15 protein-coding genes are annotated in these 18228 nt (G+C 46.3%); 5 read left to right on the top strand and 10 right to left on the bottom strand.

The genetic code is table 11. From position 1 onward, the window contains the following. Positions 1-4: 4 nt before the first annotated feature. On the top strand, positions 5-775 hold the full coding sequence (locus IAQ59_RS16995) for a ThuA domain-containing protein (RefSeq protein WP_209332038.1): 771 nt from the start codon (positions 5-7) through the stop codon (positions 773-775). A gap of 498 nt (positions 776-1273) precedes the next feature. Then, positions 1274-1852, top strand: coding sequence for a flagellar hook assembly protein FlgD (locus IAQ59_RS16990; protein ID WP_209332037.1), 579 nt, complete (start codon positions 1274-1276; stop codon positions 1850-1852). Positions 1853-1936: 84 nt separating this feature from the next. Here IAQ59_RS16990 and IAQ59_RS16985 read toward each other — a convergent pair whose 3' ends face one another. The 9 genes from IAQ59_RS16985 to IAQ59_RS16945 all read right to left on the bottom strand — a co-directional run bounded on the left by IAQ59_RS16985 (position 1937) and on the right by IAQ59_RS16945 (position 11388). Beyond that, positions 1937-2986, bottom strand: coding sequence for an amidohydrolase family protein (locus tag IAQ59_RS16985; protein ID WP_425342619.1), 1050 nt, complete (start codon positions 2984-2986; stop codon positions 1937-1939). A gap of 123 nt (positions 2987-3109) precedes the next feature. Beyond that, on the bottom strand, positions 3110-4315 hold the full coding sequence (locus tag IAQ59_RS16980) for a CehA/McbA family metallohydrolase domain-containing protein (RefSeq protein ID WP_245189674.1): 1206 nt from the start codon (positions 4313-4315) through the stop codon (positions 3110-3112). 359 nt (positions 4316-4674) lie between these two features. Beyond that, on the bottom strand, positions 4675-5163 hold the full coding sequence (locus IAQ59_RS16975) for a cytidine deaminase (protein ID WP_209332035.1): 489 nt from the start codon (positions 5161-5163) through the stop codon (positions 4675-4677). A gap of 70 nt (positions 5164-5233) precedes the next feature. Then, positions 5234-6022, bottom strand: a complete 789-nt coding sequence (locus IAQ59_RS16970; protein ID WP_209332034.1) for a Rossmann-like and DUF2520 domain-containing protein — start codon at positions 6020-6022, stop codon at positions 5234-5236. Positions 6023-6099: 77 nt separating this feature from the next. Continuing rightward, positions 6100-8628 carry a cytochrome c biogenesis protein CcsA gene (ccsA, locus tag IAQ59_RS16965; RefSeq protein ID WP_209332033.1) on the bottom strand — a complete coding sequence of 843 codons (2529 nt, stop codon included), beginning with the start codon at positions 8626-8628 and terminating at the stop codon, positions 6100-6102. Positions 8629-8663: 35 nt separating this feature from the next. Further along, the gene (locus tag IAQ59_RS16960) at positions 8664-9080 is read right to left on the bottom strand and encodes a cytochrome c maturation protein CcmE domain-containing protein (RefSeq protein WP_209332032.1); all 417 of its coding nucleotides are present in this window, start codon (positions 9078-9080) and stop codon (positions 8664-8666) included. Between the two features lie 270 nt (positions 9081-9350). After that, a complete protein-coding gene (locus tag IAQ59_RS16955) occupies positions 9351-9599 on the bottom strand; it encodes a CcmD family protein (RefSeq protein ID WP_209332031.1) in 249 nt (82 codons plus the stop codon). Between the two features lie 221 nt (positions 9600-9820). Further along, positions 9821-10495 (bottom strand): cytochrome c biogenesis protein CcsA, encoded by a 675-nt coding sequence (gene ccsA / locus IAQ59_RS16950; protein ID WP_209332030.1) that lies wholly within the window; start codon positions 10493-10495, stop codon positions 9821-9823. Between the two features lie 227 nt (positions 10496-10722). Beyond that, positions 10723-11388: a heme exporter protein CcmB gene (locus IAQ59_RS16945; protein WP_209332104.1), complete on the bottom strand. Its 666-nt coding sequence runs from the start codon at positions 11386-11388 to the stop codon at positions 10723-10725. Between the two features lie 199 nt (positions 11389-11587). On the opposite strand from IAQ59_RS16945, the gene IAQ59_RS16940 reads away from it, so the two are divergent. Further along, a complete protein-coding gene (locus tag IAQ59_RS16940) occupies positions 11588-12649 on the top strand; it encodes a dihydrodipicolinate synthase family protein (protein ID WP_209332029.1) in 1062 nt (353 codons plus the stop codon). Between the two features lie 105 nt (positions 12650-12754). Here IAQ59_RS16940 and serS read toward each other — a convergent pair whose 3' ends face one another. Continuing rightward, positions 12755-14032 carry a serine--tRNA ligase gene (serS, locus tag IAQ59_RS16935; protein WP_209332028.1) on the bottom strand — a complete coding sequence of 426 codons (1278 nt, stop codon included), beginning with the start codon at positions 14030-14032 and terminating at the stop codon, positions 12755-12757. Positions 14033-14366: 334 nt separating this feature from the next. Between serS and rho the strand changes: the two genes are divergently transcribed. Together rho and IAQ59_RS16925 are read left to right on the top strand one after the other, a co-directional pair. Then, on the top strand, positions 14367-16214 hold the full coding sequence (rho, locus tag IAQ59_RS16930; RefSeq protein ID WP_209332027.1) for a transcription termination factor Rho: 1848 nt from the start codon (positions 14367-14369) through the stop codon (positions 16212-16214). Positions 16215-16485: 271 nt separating this feature from the next. Beyond that, positions 16486-18216 (top strand): hypothetical protein, encoded by a 1731-nt coding sequence (locus IAQ59_RS16925; RefSeq protein ID WP_209332026.1) that lies wholly within the window; start codon positions 16486-16488, stop codon positions 18214-18216. Positions 18217-18228: the final 12 nt, after the last annotated feature.

Raw genomic sequence — 18228 nt, 5'->3', positions numbered from 1 at the left:
ACCCATGAACAAAAAATTTCGAATGAAGGCGCTGTCCTTTGTAATCTTCATGCTGTCGATACTGGCTTTTCATACCAATGAAAGTCAGGCTCAAGGGCAATTTAGGGCACTGGTCTTTAGCAAAACCAAGGGATTCCGTCATCAGTCTATCCCGGATGGCGTGATGGCCATCAAAAAATTAGCGTCCAAGCACCGCTTTCAGGTGTATACCACAGAGGATGAGGCGGAGTTTACTAAGGAGAAGCTGGAGAAATACGATGTGATCATTTTGATGAGTACGACCGGGACCATTTTTAATGATGCGCAGAAGGCCGCATTTCAGGAGTTTGTCCAAAGTGGAAAAGGGGTAGTTGGTATCCACAGTGCCACGGACACGGAATATGACTGGAAATGGTATAATGACATGATCGGTGCCCAGTTTGCACACCATCCCCATCAGCAGACCGCTAGATTGAAAGTAGTAAACAGAAACCATCCGTCTACCTACCATTTACAAGAAAACTGGTTGATGACCGATGAATGGTATGCGTTCAAAAACTTCAATAAAAATGTCAATGTATTGGTAAAGCTGGACGAAACATCCTATGATGTAGGTCAGCGAAATGGACAGTCTATGGGAATGGTGGATCATCCGATTTCTTGGTACCACGTATTTGACGGGGGGAGGATATTTTATACAGGGCTCGGACATACGGACGAGGCCTTTCAGGATGAATCTTTCCTTACACATATTTTAGGAGGGATTTGGTATGCGGCATTAGGACGACCGTTTTAATCAGTAGGCCTCTTTGTGGTTTACCTCCGTGTGAGTTGGCCGGATTCGATCGGTCACCAAACACGGAGGTTTTTTTATGCTTTGGTGTCGGCTTGCGGCATCCCTTCAATTATTTTCTCGGACTGGAAATGTGTCGGATTGATACAGTAATGTGTTCGGATTTAATACAATACATTTTTTAATCGATAGAATGCGAGTTGGTTACAATAAATAAATTCATTTTTTTTTCGTCACGTGGTGCAACCTTTTTGAAGGGAAGAAAATCAGGTTTTTAGGAAAAATGTGTATCGTTTGGAAAACAGTTTTTGTACAAGTGTTCGGTTTTGTGACAATTAGTCAAAGCAGATCTGGCGCAATTCGATGTGTAAAGGAGTACGGCCGCTATACGGGATAATCCATTTTCAGGCGCATCAGGTATTGGAGGTTGGGACATGGTATGGCATTAGCAATGGGTGAGTCAAACAAAATCAAACAAGTCAACCAAAAAACGCTAATACTATGAAAACGCTGATGACCTTATTTCTTGCGCTTGCAGTAGCTACTTTCTCATTTGCCGATCCGATCTTCCCAGACAGAAAGCTGGAGGAAGTAGCCGTGCTGGAATTTAAAGACCAATGCTTCAACCTGATCTTAAAAGAGGGGGTGGGAAAAATTACCGTTTCCATCTACGATGAGAAGGGAAAAATGATCGACAAGGTGTCGTTTCATGCAAATGAACCGGTATCCGTTCCGTTTAACTTAACCCAAGTACCGGAAGGGGAGTACCGTGTACAGGTGAGCAACAAGGAAGATGCCGTGACGTTTCCTGTAACTTCAAAAAAGGCCTTTGACAAAGCCTTGGTAGCTTTCGCAAAGGCCAAAGGTTCCAACGTGATTTCACTTACCGTGATTGGCATTGAAACGCTTGGTACGGAAGTCACTTTCTACGATAATCGTACCCTACGGAAAATCAATTCAGATTATGTGGAGGAATATGCGGGTTTTTCCAGGGATTACCGGCTAGCAGATACCACGGTAGACCAGGTATATTTGGAGGTAAAAGATGCCAACGGCCATACCAAAATCTTTCACTTTTAACCTGTCTAAAAAGGAACCCCACCCTAAGGATGAAATCCGGAATAGGGTGGGGCAATTCTTTTCAATCGGACTGCTTTTTTGGTGTTAGTTCGGAAATAGGCTTTTATCCATGTTAGGAATGATCCGAAGCGCATTTTTGTAGTATACTTTTTTCAAGACTTCATCCGGCAGGCCCAGGCCATACATACGCCAAAATGCGTGGTATTTTTTGTAATAGGGAAAATATTCGTCTTCGGTTTCCAGTACGCGAAAGTAAGTGTAAAACTCCTCCTTGTTATAGGCATCTTTTCCAAACAATAGCCTGTCTTGGTATTGGATGAAAAACTCACGCGCCTTCCTTGGCTGTCTGCCGAATTCGGCGATTACCGCCCCAATACCGAAATTCACATTCGGATAAGTGTCTAAGTGCTTGGCGGCCTTGTCCAAATCATTGGCCATCCATCCCATGTGGGCATTAATGAAGGTGGTGGTCGGATGCTTTCGGAATACACGGTGCTGTTCTGCGATGATCTGCTCAAAGGGAGCGGGATTATCGGCGCCTCTACGTCTTCCCGGATGGATCTTTAGCTCTAGCCACCGTTCATTTTCCGCATTCATAGGCTCCCAAAAGGGGGCAGGATCTGCAGAGTGAATCAGTACTGGAATGCCCAATTCGCCGCATTTGGCCCACACGGGGTCCAAGTGTGGGTGGTCTACCGGCACCCGTTTTCCGTCAATATCTCTTACAGAGAGACCTAGATTCTTAAATATTTTGAGCCCTTTGGCTCCATTTTCTACATCAGTTTCCAGCTCGGCCACGGCTTTGGCGGTCCAGTCAGCACTGCCGAAGTTTTCGAATGAAAGATTGGTGAAGACGACAAACCTACCGGGTGCCACACCATTGAAGCGCCGGATCATGGAATTTAGGTATTCCTGTGCGTCGATTTCACTCCGTCCACGGGCAAAGGATTTCCCGCTCAGATTGACCATGGTAGCCATGTTTAACTCTCCCATTTCCCGTAGCAGGAGGTTGATTCGCTCTTGGGTCACGTTGGATTGATGGCTGTGTATGTCGACAAAGGGGAACTTGGCCCGGTATACGGGGTTTTCGGGAACTACCAACGTGGAAATAGGATCGTAGTCCTCAAAATCCATTTGTTGTCCCAGTAAAAATTGGTCTAAGGCAGATACACCGTAGAACAGAAGGATCAGGGGGAGGATTTTTGTCATGAGTTGAATGAAGCTCGGTTTGGAAATGGTGGAATAAGGCTACTTGATTTAGGATGGTCTAACCGGTTGCGTCCAGGCCATCTCAAATACCATATCCTCTACGGGGTTCTGTTGTTTTCGGCTCGAAGTGACTTTTGCCCGGACAAATAGTAGGTCAGGGGTTAGGTCAAATGTTGCCTCCGATTCCTTTACTGTAGCCAAAACCTCCGTTTCACGTTCTCCTTCCCTACATCCGATAAATTCAATGGTGTAGGTTACACCGGCTTCTTCGCTCGCTTTTACGTACAGGGAATTGTTTCGATAGCTCACCTTGTCCAAGTTCACTCCCGAAGTAGCATAGAAGTCCCCAGCTTCCAGTGCGTCTATCAATGCCCCTGGGTTTAGCGAGTCAGCAAGTACCATGACCCATCCCCGTCCGGAATTGCTAAATTCCTTCCCCAAGCGGTGGTAATTGTGGCTGTCGTCTGTGGCCAAGCCGAAAAGTAGCGGCTGTCCTTTTTGAATATAGGCAATGTTGATAAAGTCCCACATTCGCTCGGTGCCCATTCGCAGGCCGTCTCCCATATTATGAACCTGGGGGTGTCCATTGTAAACTTCAAAAAAGCGCTCGCCTTTGAGCTTGACTATGTCCTGTAGCGTGATGGCCCAGCGAAAGTTGGGATGGTTGATGTGTACCAACATAGGCTGGCCGGTTTCCCGTCTACGTTCTAAAACCGCATTAATATTGTTTTGGAGTACCTCGGCTACACTTTCGCCGCCTGTTGGGAGAAATATTTTATCCAGGTTGGTGACATTTAGGTGCAGTGGTTTTCCTTTATATCCATCAGATATCTCTTGTGCGGGAATCATCAAAAACCTTTCCTCTTCTTCAAATAACGGCGCATATTCGGCATAGGTCTTTAATTGTACCTGTAGGGTGCCCTCGTCTTCTGTGTATTTTACCCACTCTTCGCCGTATAGTTTCAAGTATTTCTGAAAAGCTTCTTGGTATACACTGTCTTCGTTGATCGTCACCCATTTTTCACCCTCGGCGAAAATATTATGATCTGTCAAGGCCACGAAATGGTAGTCATGGGATTTATACCAGTCCATAATGATTTCAGGAAACTCGTCTCCGTCGCTCCAGTAAGAGTGGGTGTGCAAGTTCCCCTTGTACCATTTTCTGGTATCTTCTACCTCGGCTTCTCCGCAGCCCTGTAGCATGCAGGCAAGAAATGCCGCAAATAGAAGAAAATTCGGTGTTTTGAAAAGCATGTTTCGAATCGGTTAGGTCTTATTAGCCTTTCAATATAATAAGTTTTTTCCTAATCTGAACAGGCAACTAACACAAACGGATCAATAGCCCCCTTAGGTGTCGAAAATTTCGCAAAGCAACCGATCGTCTAATTCATGACCTCCATCGTATGTTTTTACAAGCCGATTGTTTGGCACTACTTGTGCCCAAAGGGCTTCCTGTTCCTGTCTCTTTTCAGGAGTAAGTAATTCATCCCGGTTCCCCATAGCCATGCAGAACCAGCCAAATTTCGCGGGTACGGCTGTTGGGTTTTGATGAGCACAGGTAGGATTTGTGAAATCGACAGCGCACATTCCCTTGGTAGTAGGTGCTCATAGAGTTAACGGTTTAGATCTTCAAACTTAAAGGGTAGCAAATGCTTGACTCCATCACTGACCAGTACCGTTTGGTTGGGGGTCAGTATCAGTATTTCCATTTCCTGTCCGAAGTGAACCTCGTACTCACTGATGGTTTGGCGGCACATGCCGCAGGGGGTGACAGCGGCATAGGTAGAGGGGGTTTCCATCCGGCGCGCAGCTATAGCGATTTTTAGCGGATTGGCTGCGGGATACTGACCACACGCATATCCCAGTGCAAGCCGTTCTGCGCAGGTTCCAACGGGAAAGGAGACATTTTCTTGATTATTAGCTGAAATCACGATGCCATTGTCCAATAAAACCGCAGCCCCGACTAAGAACTGGGAGTAAGGTGCGTACGCTTTTTCAACGGCTTTTTGGGCGGCCGAAACCAAGGATTGTCGTGGGAGATCCAACTCTTCTAACGTCAATTCGTGCAATTCACTGACTTGTCTGATTTTCTTTTGGGCCATACGTCTTAATTTCTGTTGTGCAAAGGGAATATCCTACTTGATTCATCAGGAGAAATGTCTTGCCACGGATCTAGCCCTCAGAAGACCAAGTGTCCAGTATATGTTGGGAGATTGAGCGATAAATTTCTGCCAATTTTTCGTCAAACTGGAGAAATTGATGGTGGTTTTCGAGCGTATCCAAATCCTCTCTTACGGCAGGTCCGGTTTGGGCTCTTTTGGCCCCAATCTCCAGCGATTTGCTGATTTGCTCGATAATCAATGGCTTTAGCATCTCAAAATCCAGGCCATGCCGTTCCATGATTCTTTCAGCAATCCCTAGCAGGTGATTGGTAAAGTTGCTGGCGAAGACGGCCGCCACATGTACCGCCTGCCGGTCTTTGGATTTTACCGTGTAGTGTGGGGATTTTAGGCTGTTGGCAAGTTTTCGCAATTTTTTCAATGTGTCTGAGTCATCCGATTCCAGCAGGAGGGCCACTTCTGAAAAATCCAGGGGATGGTATTTACTCAAGGTTTGGAGGGGGTATAGAATGCCGGTGAAGGTTGCTGAACTGTACCCAAGGATTTCCAAAGGCATGGTACCGCTTGTGTGCACTAAAATACTCCCTTCCGGTAAAATCACCGCATCTGCGAGGGATGCGATGGCTTGATCTGACACCGCTAGGATAAAAATTTCTGCTTCGCTTTCGCTGAAATCGAGATCGCACTTGGCTTCTGTGGCATATAGGCGGTTGGTGATTTTCTCGGCATGCTGTAGGTTTCGTCCATATACCTCCGTGATGATGTGTCCTGCGTTTTCCAAGGCCCCACCCAGGTGCCAAGCAACGTTTCCGGTACCAAGTATGGCGATTTTAAATTCCATTGTTCCAGTCAAATTACAACAACAAAGCCCCTGACCTAGGTCAGGGGCTATGAAGATAGTTAATATGTCTTGAAAATTTATTCCAAACCCTTATTTCTCATTTTGGTAAACTCGTCGTAGCGGCGATATATCGCCACGGTGAAACCTATCAGCATGATGATGGTGCCCATCCAGAGTACATTGATGAACGGCTTAATTGAAGCCTTCATCACCACGTAGTCTTTTTGATAGGTGTTGTACTTGAACATGAACTTATTATCTTCCGGGACAATATTTTCGATTTCCACCTTAATGCCGAGGTCATTGTCGACGTGGGATATTTTTCCTACCTGATTTCCACGTATGAGGAAGATAGGTTCCAATCTTTTTTCCACGTCGTAATCGTTGATAATCAGTGTCGCTTTTACTGCGATATCCCCTTCCATAAGTTCCACACCATCGACTTCTTTAACAATTTCGGCACCTTCAAAAAACGTGACAAAATCGTTTATGAAGAACTGCTCTCCGGGGGCAGCACCCTCAAACTGATCTTCTTTCCACTCCGGTTCTTCATAGTCGTTGATGGCCGAAACGTGAGTGTACAAGTCTCTCGACAAGTACCGCTTGGAATCCGGAGATGAGATCAGGCCCATGGTGGGATTGGGTTGGGACATGGGGTACAGCGTAAACTGCAGCTCGTCCTTCTGATAGTATTCTACCTTAAAGTAGCTGTTTTGTTCCAATACAATGTCCACCGTGTCCCCTTTTCTATGGTAAAGTTTGTCCTTGATCCGAATATCATCCAGTGCTATTGCTTGATTGACACCGTCGGTAGACTCCAGCAGATCGGCTTTTACATAACCGGGTACACCGGATACTTTTTTATGACGGCCCCGATAAATGACCTCATATTCCTTCATTTGAAGGGGCTTGTTGATCCAGAGAAGCACGTTTTGTTTGTTGAGTTCGTCCTCCCAGTCTTTTTTATAGGTCAGGCCGGACATGTTGATGGAGATCGTGTCGGAATACCCCGAAGAAAACATGACACCGATCAGTACCATACCCAAGCCTATATGGGCTACGGATCCTCCCGTAAGCTTTAGAGAGCCCGATTTAATCAACTTGATCAGAATGGAACCGTTTGCAACAATGGTAAAGGCTCCGGCCAATACTACCACAATATAACTGACATCATAGACCTTTCCAAGGGTGATAATGGCTGCCGCCAGGATCATGGAAATGACATAGGGCGTTCCCAGAGCATCCTTCAGGTCCTTTTTATCCATTTTGTTCCACCAGAAATACTGGCCAACCCCCGTTAACAGTGCCAGAGCAACGGCAAACCATAGCTGAAATTTGGTATAAAAGCCAACTTGGTCTGCAGGCGGAGCCATATTGGAGATGCCACCCAGCCCCTCTACAATGGCGTTATACACAGGAATAGAGGTAGGTACGATCACCTGAAATGCCATCAAACCCAGCGTAGTGGCGCCGATAAATATCCAAAACTCTCTGGAATACACGGACGCCTCTTTTTCTGAAGTCGGAATGTGCTTCCATTCCTTGACAGAAAAAAATACTGCCACGAACAGAAAAAACAGCATGTAGATCAATAACTGCCCCGATAGCCCCAAGTCGGTAAAGGAGTGGACGGAGGAATCTCCCAGTACTCCACTGCGCACCAAGAAGGTAGCGTATAATACCAAGATAAAAGAGCTGATCACTAAGACGATGGAAGTTTTCAGTGCCGTACTGCTTTTCTTATAGGTGATCATGGTATGTATAGCTGCCACCATCACCAGCCAAGGTACATATACTGCGTTTTCCACCGGATCCCAGTTCCAATAACCGCCAAAGTTAAGGGTGACATAAGCCCAGTAAGCCCCCATGATGATTCCCATGCCCAATATCATGGCAGAAAATATCGCCCAAGGGAGGGCCGGCCTGACCCAGTCGGAATATTTTTTCATGATCAACCCTCCCATCAGGTACGCAAAGGGAACCAGGGTAGAAGCGTATCCCAAAAATAGCGTGGGTGGGTGGATTACCATCCATATATTCTGAAGAAGGGGATTTAATCCCGTACCGTCTTCTGGGATAAAGTCTGGGTTGATTTGGAAAATCGGAGCGTCTGACACATCCCGTAAAAGGATAAAGGGGGAACTACCAATTTTCAGGTCGCCAATCACCACCCCCAAAATCATCGAAACCAAAAACGCTTGAACCAAAGCAAATACCAACATGACCGGACCCTCCCAGAATTTATTGGTATGGATGAGTATGAGTCCTAGAACAACGTTCCAAAAAATCCAAAGTATGAAAGCCCCTTCCTGCCCTTCCCAGAAACTCGATATCATGTAATGGACGGGTAGTGCTACAGAGGAGTGGGAGTATGCATAAAAATACTCAAACCGATGACTGTAGATAATCTCAAATAACGCTATTGCCATTCCTACGCTGGCAATCGAATGCACATAAAAGGTGAATCTACTAAACGTTCTCCAAGAAGCCTTTTCTAGTTCCGGGGCTTTGATATATTGAAAGTAGGAAAAGGCAGTGATGATGGCCGTCACAAAAGCGACTATCGTCATCAGGTGCCCCAAATTACCAACGAAGGTATTGATCATTATCCTTTGGGTTGATTTACAAGTGAGAATGGTAATTACATGGAGGCTGCTTGGACATCGGTCTCCTGATACTTAGATGGACATTTCATGAGGATTTTTTCGGCCACAAAGATGGATTCATTTTTGTAGGAACCGATCACGACCACTTGCTCAGAACGCTCGAAATCCGCAGGTACAGGTTCGTTGTAGTACACCTGTTGCTCGGTGCCGTCATTGTCCACCATAAGGAAGGTGAAAGAGGTTTTGTCTTCTCCCACTTCGATACCGACTACTTTTCCCGCGTCGTTCTTTTTAAGTTCTCCTACTACGTGGATCGGTTTTACGTCACCATTGCTGGCAAGTATGCGAGCGGTTGAGAAGCTCTCGTAAGTACTGGCATCCCCTATTGAAGTGATAATGATCATTATGGCTACGCCAATGATTCCCAGTCCTATGATATGTCCTTTTTTCATCTGTTTATAATTTGTTCTTTAGCGGTCAGATGGAATCTCGCATGGTTGCCACGATAGCTATCGGGGCAGCCCACTGTGTGACAGCTACGTCATGCTCGATTTCATGTGTCAATAATTGATTTTCAGTGGTCACAACCTTTTTCGATTTTTCGGAATGCCTGCTTACTGGTAGGCAGCATGTATGTTCGTTGTCCCTTTGCGTCTCGGCTACGTCATGCTTAATTCCATCCTTTTACCAGTTGAATTTATGCAGGCATACCTTACCCTATTTTAAGATAGATCTTTAAATTGCTCTTCCAGTTTGGAAATCTTCCGGTCTGTCTGTATCACATAAACCAAAATTCCCCCCAAAACAATTCCAATTATCCCCACCAAAACGAAGATTTTGCCATTTGACCGCATCACATCAGCCATCTCTACGCCGGTGTTTTGGTAGTCTTCCCCAGTTATTTCGATTTTATCCTGGGCCTTGAGCGAAAGGGAAAGCAGGATCAGCGAAATGAACAGTAATTTTTTCATCTGTTTATAATTTGTCTTTAAGCGGTCAGATGGAATCTCGCACGTATTACAATCGTTCCTCCGTGTGTCGCTTGCGTCGTGCTCGATTTCATGTGTATATAATTTGTCTTTAAGCGGTCAGATGGAATCCCTGCCTACCGGCAGGCAGGTCGCACGAATTCTCCGATAACTATCGGGGCGTCCCTCCGTGTGCTGCTTGCCTCGTGCTCGATTTCATGTGTCTATTGATTAATTAAGTTTTCCTCCATTTTACGCTCCATTCTCCGTAGCCTTACGCGCACCGTGCTGACCCAAGCCCCCAAGAGTGTCCATCCGACAATCGCCGGGTAGAAGACCATTCTAAGCTGACTGTCCATGTCGTAGGCATTGAATCCGGGATTTCCGCCGTTTCCGGGGTGAAGACTGTCTGTAAGGCGGGGTAAGACGAATATCAGTGGGATAAACGCCGCATAGGCGAATATGCTGTATACGGCGCTGATTTTGGCCCGCTGATGCATGTCCGTAAGGGAATTCCGAAGAATGAGATAGGCAAAATACATAAGGAGTCCCACCGCTGCAGCGTTCAGTTTCGGGTCATTGGTCCAGTAGGCCCCCCAGGTGAACCTGGCCCATAGGCTGCCTGTGACGATTCCAATCACGCCAAACAAAATAGCGCCATTGGTAAACTCCACGGCCATATCATCATCTTCCAAGCGGTTGTTTTTCAAAAACCGAATGCTATACACGATTCCCACTGTAAGCAATAGGATCATGCTGAACCACATGGTTACATGGAAATACAATGCGCGGATCGTTTCATTAAGAATGGGGAGGCGTGGCACGTCAGCTAGGACGCCTGCAATGATGGTATACGCCAGTAAGATAATGGCCAATACCTTCCACCAAGTTGATTTCATGTGTTTATAATTTATTCGTCACGGGTCTACAGCCTCCCTTTCGGGATACAGGTTGCCGCATCATAATCAATTTTACGTGCGACCCTTTCCGTATGTTCGATTTCACATAGTCTTACGACAAAAGTAAGGTTTAAATCCCTAATTCTTTATTATAATAGGGTTTATTTGATCAACGTAATTGGGACTTGAACGGGCGTGTTAGTTGCTTATTTGATCGGTATGTGCGGTTAGCTTTTCCAGAGATAGGGGAAGAGTATGTAAGAGGATGAACCGACTAACCCATTGATGGCCAATAGGGTGATCATTTTATCGTAACTGACGCTTCTGTCTAGCCCATCGATGGCGTTTTGAGAGATTTGAATGGTGAGTAGTAGGATGGGAATGAGGACGGGGAAGCTCAAAATAGCCATCAGTGTGCCGTTGTTTCCAGCCTTGCCTGCAATGGAGGAAACCATCGTGAGGCTAGAAGAAAAGCCGACGGCGCCCAGCAGGAGGTTCAGTAGAAACATGGGTTGATCTTGAACCGGGTTTCCCATAATCACGGAAAAAACCGCATACCCCAGCAAAGAAAGCAACAGCGTGAGCCCTGTGTTATAAATGGTTTTGGAAAGGATGATTGCTTCCGGAGAGGCGATCATATAGTAATAAAGCTGCCTGCCCTGACTTTCCTGGATAAAGCTCTTGGCTACCGCATTCACGGCAGAGAACAGAATGATGATCCAATAAAGGGCATTCCATGTAGGAACCTGAAGAGTGCCACCTTTGACTCCCACGCTTAGGTAGGTGATGTAAACCGCGCTGATCACATAGAGCAATATGCCGTTCAGGGCGTATTTCTGCCGCCATTCCAGCGTTGCCTCTTTCTTTACCAAGGTGATGATTTCCTGCCGCATCATGCTGCAAAGATACAAGCTATCGGGGAAGTAAGGTATTTTCGCTAGAAAAAGAGGTGAAGAGTAAAAAGTTCGTTCTCCACTGGTCTGTTTTGCTAGGTTGGCAGTATGCATTCAGTAGGTATAGACTATTGATTCCCTACCATAACCTTATCACCCGATGAAGCTATCAAGAAATAACCCATTAACTCCCATAACAATGAATTCATCAATTTATGTGTCGAGAAGAAACTTTTTGAGCAAGCTTGGTTTGGGCTTGGGAATGACAACGGTTGGTCTACAGGGCGTGGCCCAGCCGATGGCCTCCCGCCTAGTTGAATCTCCATCGGTCCCTAAGGAACGTCAAAAGTTTATTCCTGTGATGCTGACTGTGTACAAAGAAAATGGTGCCATCGATTACAGTGGAATGAGCCGTCTCATGGACTACTACCTTCAAGCTGGGGCGACGGGATTTTTTGCCAACTGCCTGAGCAGCGAGATGTATCATCTGTCCAGTGAGGAACGTATTCAACTGACAAACCACGTGGTTAAGCATGTCGGAGGCAAGATTCCGGTAGTGGCTACCGGCTCTTTTGGAGAGAATGTTAGGTCGCAAGCTGATTTTGCCAAAAAGATGCGGGATACCGGTGTCGACGCCGTGATCTTGATAACCAGTCATTTTGCGGAGAAGTCCGAATCGGATGGACGCTTGATCCAACGCCTTGACGAATTCTTGCAGGATACCGATGGGATTCGTATGGGAACCTACGAATGTCCGTCTCCCTACAAGCGCATCGTAACGCCCGCCATAATGGATTTTATGGTAGCATCCGAGCGTTTTATTTATCACAAGGATACTACCGAAGATATTGCGCAGATCAGGGCTAAGTTGGATAAAAGCAAGGGTACTGACTTAGAGATTTATAATGCCCATATCGGCAGTGCGGCCGCTTCGTTACAATATGGAGGGGCAGGTCTTTCCCCTATTGCTGGTAATTTTTATCCCGACATCATCACTTGGATGTGCGATCATGCATCGAATCCCCGCCATCGCCATGAGGTGGAATGGCTGCAGGAAAGGCTTCGGGTGGCAGAACAAAAAATCGGCAAACAGTATCAGCTTGGAGCTCGTTACTTTTTATCCAAGCGAGGTTTTGAAACCCCGGTGAAGTGCCGCAGTACGGATGCCCCGTTGGAAAGAGCCCAAATGCAGGTCTTGGATAATTTATTGACCGAAGTAAAAGGGTGGCAGGAGCGATTGGGCATTGATTCGCTCTGGTAATCGAGCGGTAAGTCCAGTCCTCGCTTTTAGGATCAGAAAGGAAAGGGTCTTGATTCCACTAGAGCGCAGAATCAAGACCTCTCCAATAGAGTATAGTGGCTATGGTTACCGAATCCAATCGAATCCCAAATAAGGGACCAATACTTCCGGCATTTTGATGCCCTCGGCGTGTTGGTTGTTTTCCAATATTGCTGCTACGATCCGCGGTAAGGCAAGCGCACTTCCGTTTAGCGTATGCGCCAAATTGGTTTTTTTGCTTTCATCCCGGAAGCGTAATTTTAGGCGGTTTGCCTGAAATGTTTCGAAGTTACTAACAGAACTAACTTCCAGCCACCTCTCCTGTGCAGCAGAAAATACTTCCATGTCGTAGGTAAGTGCGGAGGTGAAGCCCATATCCCCACCGCATAGCCTCAGCACCCGGTAGGGCAGCTCAAGCTTTTGCAGCAATCCTTGTACGTAAGTACTCATCTCTTCCAACGCCTCATAGGACTTATCCGGGTGGCAAATGTGGACGATCTCTACCTTGTCGAATTGATGTAGTCTGTTGAGCCCTCTTACATGTGCCCCCCAACTGCCAGCTTCCCGTCTGAAGCAAGGGGTGTATCCTACGTTTTTGATAGGTAGCTGTTCTTCCTGTAATATTTCGTTTCGATAGATGTTCGTGATGGGCACTTCCGCAGTGGGTATTAGGTATAGGTTATCTACCGGGGCAAAATACATTTGCCCTTCCTTGTCGGGAAGCTGACCCGTACCATATCCACTGTCTTCGTTGACCAAAACGGGCGGTTGAATTTCCGTATATCCAGCCTGAAGGGCCTCGTCTAGGAAAAAATTAATCAAAGCCCGCTGAAGTCGGGCACCCTTTCCCTTGTACACAGGAAATCCGGCACCGGAAATTTTCACTCCAAGCTCAAAGTCGATGATGTCGTATTTTTTGATTAAGTCCCAATGGGCCAATTTTTCATCTACACCTAAATTTGGTAGGATGCCGTGTGTGAAGACAGTTTCGTTGTCATCTGCTGATTTGCCCGAAGGAACGGATTCGTGTGGGATATTGGGCAGCGTATAGAGGAGTTGGTTGAGCGCGGTTTCCTTTTCGATGTAGCTAACCTCCAATTGCTTAACTTGAAGTTTGATTTCGCTTGTGCGTGACTTCACCTTTTCAGCTTCGGCCTTTTGGCCGCTTTTCATGAGTTCGCCGATGGTTTTGGAGATGCTGTTGGATTCTGCTTGAAGCTGATCGCGTTGCAGTTGAATACTTTTTCGCTCGTCATCCAATTGAATGGCTTGTTTGAGCAATGTTTCGGCATCGTCAAGGTTTCTCTTGCGAAGTCCCCTTACGGCTAGGTCAAAATTATCTCTGATAAACGTTACTTGAAGCATAGATTACGTGTGATGGGAAACCTTTTTTTGATTATGCGACAAAGATAAGCATTTCCCCTACAAGGTACCTAGGAAAGCACCTTGTGCCCTTTTTTTTCTAATAATGAAGATTCTTTCCCAAAATTGGTGTTTTTTTGATTACCTTTGGTCATCCGCATGATCCGCAACATTTTTGTTAATGCTTGCGTTTTAAGATATGTTACTGTAATATTGTAGCGTCATTGTGTCCAAAATCCCAATCCTGGAGATTTTAGTATAATCTGAGTACCTTTTTACAGCAATCAAGATACACATCTCTCAATTAATCAGTTGAAATTACCCTCATACGTTTTTTATGTATAACATAGAAGAATTACGAATTAGGCTATTGTCCGAACTCAAGGAAATAGCCGAAGAACTTGGCGTGAAAAATTTTAAGTCTCTAAAGAAGGACGAGCTTGTTTACGCGATTCTTGATCAGCAGGCTATTTTACCTGAAAATGCTCTTCCGAAGAAGAAGCCTTCCAAAGTAGAAGTAGAAGAGCCTGTACCTGCTGCTGTATCCAAGGAAGATGAAAGCGCTGAAAAGGCTCCCGCAGCCAAAGAGGAAAAGCCGAAGTTTAAGAGACAAAATGTAACCGAAATCCCCAAAGAGACGGGCGAGGGCAATCCTGCACCTAGTGATAAGGAAGAGTCCGCTAAAAAGCCAACCCCCCGCGAAAGCAGGGAAGCCAGACCTCGAAGTCGGGAAGATCGATTGACAGCAAAAGCAGAGGAACGAAAGGAACCTACGCCAGCAAAGGAAACGGTATTGAAAACGGAGACCACCCCTGCTCCTTCCGAAGCCAAAAAAGAGCAGCCTTCGCCCCAGTCTGAGGATCAAAAAGGAAGAAGTTTCCGGCCCAGACGCCGCGCCGTAGTGGATATTGAGGAGGAACGCCATACGTCAGAGCAACCAGTAGCATCAGAGGTAGAGCTGCCCAAAAGAAAGAACATGAAGGATTTCGAGGAGCAGCCGCAGATTCCGGCTTCTGATTCCTCGACCCCTTACATGTCCAAGAAGAAAATAGCGATGACCATCAAGGAATTTGACGGGATCATCGAAAATGTTGGGGTGTTGGAGATCATGTCCGACGGATATGGCTTTTTGCGTTCATTGGACTATAATTACTTGGCTTCACCGGACGATATCTACGTATCGCCCTCCCAAATCAAACTTTTTGGACTCAAAACCGGTGACAACATAAAGGGACAAATCCGACCTCCCAAAGAGGGAGAAAAATATTTTGCCCTGCTTAAAGTCATCTCTGTAAACGGCAAAACAACGGACGAAATCAGGGATCGGATTCCCTTTGAATACCTGACTCCTCTTTTTCCGGAGGAGCGTCTTAGATTAACCACCACACCGGATAATTATTCCACACGTATTGTCGATTTATTCGCGCCTATTGGGAAAGGACAGCGAGGTATGATTGTGGCACAGCCGAAAACCGGTAAAACGGTGCTGCTACAGAAAATCGCCAATGCCATAGCGGAAAACCATCCGGAAGTTCACCTTATGATCCTACTGATCGACGAACGTCCCGAAGAAGTAACCGACATGGCCAGATCGGTGAAGGCAGAGGTGATTTCCTCTACCTTTGACGAGCAAGCAGAGCGACACGTGAAAGTGGCTTCTTTGGTCTTGGAAAAGGCCAAGCGAATGGTGGAGTGCGGCCATGACGTGGTAATTCTCTTGGATTCCATTACCCGGCTGGCACGTGCGCACAATACGGTAGTACCGTCTTCCGGTAAAATTCTCTCCGGAGGTGTGGATGCCAATGCACTCCATAAGCCCAAGCGCTTTTTCGGTGCAGCCCGAAACGTGGAAAATGGAGGATCGCTGACCATTATTGCCACGGCATTGGTGGAGACAGGCTCCAAAATGGACGAGGTAATCTTTGAGGAATTCAAAGGCACCGGCAATATGGAACTTTCTTTGGACAGAAAGCTTTCCAACAGAAGGATTTATCCGGCGATCGATGTACCTGGATCAGGTACTCGCCGCGAAGATCTGTTGATGGACAAGGAAGAAATGCAGCGGGTTTGGATATTGCGAAAGTTGATGTCCGACATGACCTCGCAGGAGGCGATGGAGTTTCTGTTGCAACGTATGCGCGGTACCCGTGATAATGCGGAATTTTTGATCAGCATGAATGGATAATCTGCTTAATAAAATACTTTTGAATCGATCCTGCTTTAGCGATAAGGCAGGATTTTTTTGTGGATGGTTTCTAAAACCGGGTGAAGGGTTTTTAGAGTGAATTGCGCATAAAAAAACGCATTTCAAATACATAAAAAATATTTTTATAAAAAATTCATCCTCAATTTGGCCCGTGTTTGACGATCAGAGGCACCGGTTTACCGATTTTTTTTAAAACGGTGAATGTTGGCGCGTAGGTTTGTGTCAGTCATTTAGAAATCTACGCAAGCCTATGTTACGTCAAGCAGCCATATCCGATCAAAAAGCAGGTTTTTCCACGCTGTTGGGTTTCCTTTTTGTTGTGGTATTTTTGATTACCACTGAAAGGATTTCCGCTCAAGAGTTTACCTCACAAAGGGATGCTACTTGGCAGGATGTAGCCACATGGACTACAGCAGGTAACTGTGGTCAGAATCAAAACCCTTCCACAGGATTTCCTCCCATCTCAAAGAACTGGGGCTGCGGTGTTTCTGTATTTATTAACCACCAGGTAGCCTACACGGGAAATGCATCGGGATTTGGATCGGGAGTGTTTGCGAGTGTGTCCATAGCTTCTGCGGGCAAGCTGACTTTTAAAGGAGATTTGACGATAAATGGAGGGGGATCTGTACCGACTTTTCAGCTTTCACCGGGAGCGGAATTTCACGTAGAGGGTACATTTACACTGGATAGACCTGTATTAATCACCATTCCTGCTGGTTCCCGCATGGTGGTCAATGCATTGGTGATTGGTAATAATAGCCCTGTGATTACAGTGGAGGAAGGCGGAGAGTTGATTGTTCACAAAACAACCACCCTACGCAGTCGCAGCACCCTAAATCTTTCTGGAAAATTCCTGACCAAAGATCTATCATTTACCTCCGGAGGAACGGTCAATGCATCCGATCCTTTGGCTTCGATTTCAGTGGAGGGGGACCTTACGGTATCCAATGGTACGCTGAACCTCGGTAGTAGCGCCAAGTTGGAGGTAGCCGGCAAGACAGACGTCGGGCAAAGTGGCACGATTGACTTGCGAGAATCCGCTTCGGCCATGTTTGCACAGCAGGTAAGCATACCCAATGGAGCTACATTTAGGTCAAGAAATGCCGCTAATTTCCGGTTTGACGAAGGACTGGAGATGAGTGGTGGCGGCAAGCTGATCTTGTCTGATCAGGCGAGTGGAATCATCGTCAAGGACGTGTCACTTCCTAATGGCGAAATTCAAACTGGAAACGCAGCGGAGTTGAATGTAGGTGGACGCCTAGTTGCATCCAATGGGGGTAGGGTCACCACCACTAGTAGCTCTTCGGTGTTTATTTGTGACTATCCAAATTCCACACAGTTAGGCACCTATCATGTTAGTCGGCAGGGCGACAGTTTTTATGGCACCGGTTGCATACCCTTACCGGTACTTTGGAAATCCACTCAGGCTACTTTTCAGCAAACTAAAAGGCAGGTACATGTGGGATGGGTCACGGCGGCGGAAAAGAACAACAGCCACTTTGTTATTGAGCGATCAGTTTCCGGCATTCAAGGCTTTCATGAAGTGAAGGAGGTTGCAGCGGTCGGTTGGTCCGATGTTTCAAGTGAGTATCAGTTTTTGGACACAGACCTGCCGTTGATGAGTGGAATGATTTATTACCGAATAAGGCAAGTAGACTTTGATGGAAAGTCGGCTTTTTCAGAGGTGTTTGGTGTGCAGGTGGAAAATTCCAGTCTGCAGCATGCTGGTAGACTGATAGCCTACCCTAATCCTACCAATGGGGATAAATTTCAAATTCGTTTTGAGCATGCTAATGTAGGAACACACACCGTTACGGCCACTTTCAAATCTTGGGGTGGCAGTAAGCTGCTCAAGGCTGAAAGCTTGGAAACGCTATCTCTGATGGTAGCGGAGGAAATTCGATTGGCGCCTAAGGGCCTATGTATGATCGAGGTCGTAGCTGACAGCCAGGTACATCACCTTAAGGTTATGAAGCTTTAAGGGAAAACGTAG

This window comes from Lunatimonas salinarum, assembly GCF_017811155.1.
Lineage (GTDB): Bacteria > Bacteroidota > Bacteroidia > Cytophagales > Cyclobacteriaceae > Lunatimonas > Lunatimonas salinarum.
The sequence above is the reverse complement of the archived record's forward strand: the minus strand, read 5'-3'. Positions and strand labels throughout refer to the sequence as shown.

Bases quoted from the DNA above. Each gene is read 5' to 3' on its own strand.
- IAQ59_RS16995 (WP_209332038.1), top strand. From the start codon at position 5: ATGAACAAAAAATTTCGAATGAAGGCGCTGTCCTTTGTAATCTTCATG.
- IAQ59_RS16990 (WP_209332037.1), top strand. From the start codon at position 1,274: ATGAAAACGCTGATGACCTTATTTCTTGCGCTTGCAGTAGCTACTTTC.
- IAQ59_RS16985 (WP_425342619.1), bottom strand. From the start codon at position 2,986: ATGGATTTTGAGGACTACGATCCTATTTCCACGTTGGTAGTTCCCGAA.
- IAQ59_RS16980 (WP_245189674.1), bottom strand. From the start codon at position 4,315: ATGCTTTTCAAAACACCGAATTTTCTTCTATTTGCGGCATTTCTTGCC.
- IAQ59_RS16975 (WP_209332035.1), bottom strand. From the start codon at position 5,163: ATGGCCCAAAAGAAAATCAGACAAGTCAGTGAATTGCACGAATTGACG.
- IAQ59_RS16970 (WP_209332034.1), bottom strand. From the start codon at position 6,022: ATGGAATTTAAAATCGCCATACTTGGTACCGGAAACGTTGCTTGGCAC.
- ccsA (WP_209332033.1), bottom strand. From the start codon at position 8,628: ATGATCAATACCTTCGTTGGTAATTTGGGGCACCTGATGACGATAGTC.
- IAQ59_RS16960 (WP_209332032.1), bottom strand. From the start codon at position 9,080: ATGAAAAAAGGACATATCATAGGACTGGGAATCATTGGCGTAGCCATA.
- IAQ59_RS16955 (WP_209332031.1), bottom strand. From the start codon at position 9,599: ATGAAAAAATTACTGTTCATTTCGCTGATCCTGCTTTCCCTTTCGCTC.
- ccsA (WP_209332030.1), bottom strand. From the start codon at position 10,495: ATGAAATCAACTTGGTGGAAGGTATTGGCCATTATCTTACTGGCGTAT.
- IAQ59_RS16945 (WP_209332104.1), bottom strand. From the start codon at position 11,388: ATGCGGCAGGAAATCATCACCTTGGTAAAGAAAGAGGCAACGCTGGAA.
- IAQ59_RS16940 (WP_209332029.1), top strand. From the start codon at position 11,588: ATGAATTCATCAATTTATGTGTCGAGAAGAAACTTTTTGAGCAAGCTT.
- serS (WP_209332028.1), bottom strand. From the start codon at position 14,032: ATGCTTCAAGTAACGTTTATCAGAGATAATTTTGACCTAGCCGTAAGG.
- rho (WP_209332027.1), top strand. From the start codon at position 14,367: ATGTATAACATAGAAGAATTACGAATTAGGCTATTGTCCGAACTCAAG.
- IAQ59_RS16925 (WP_209332026.1), top strand. From the start codon at position 16,486: ATGTTACGTCAAGCAGCCATATCCGATCAAAAAGCAGGTTTTTCCACG.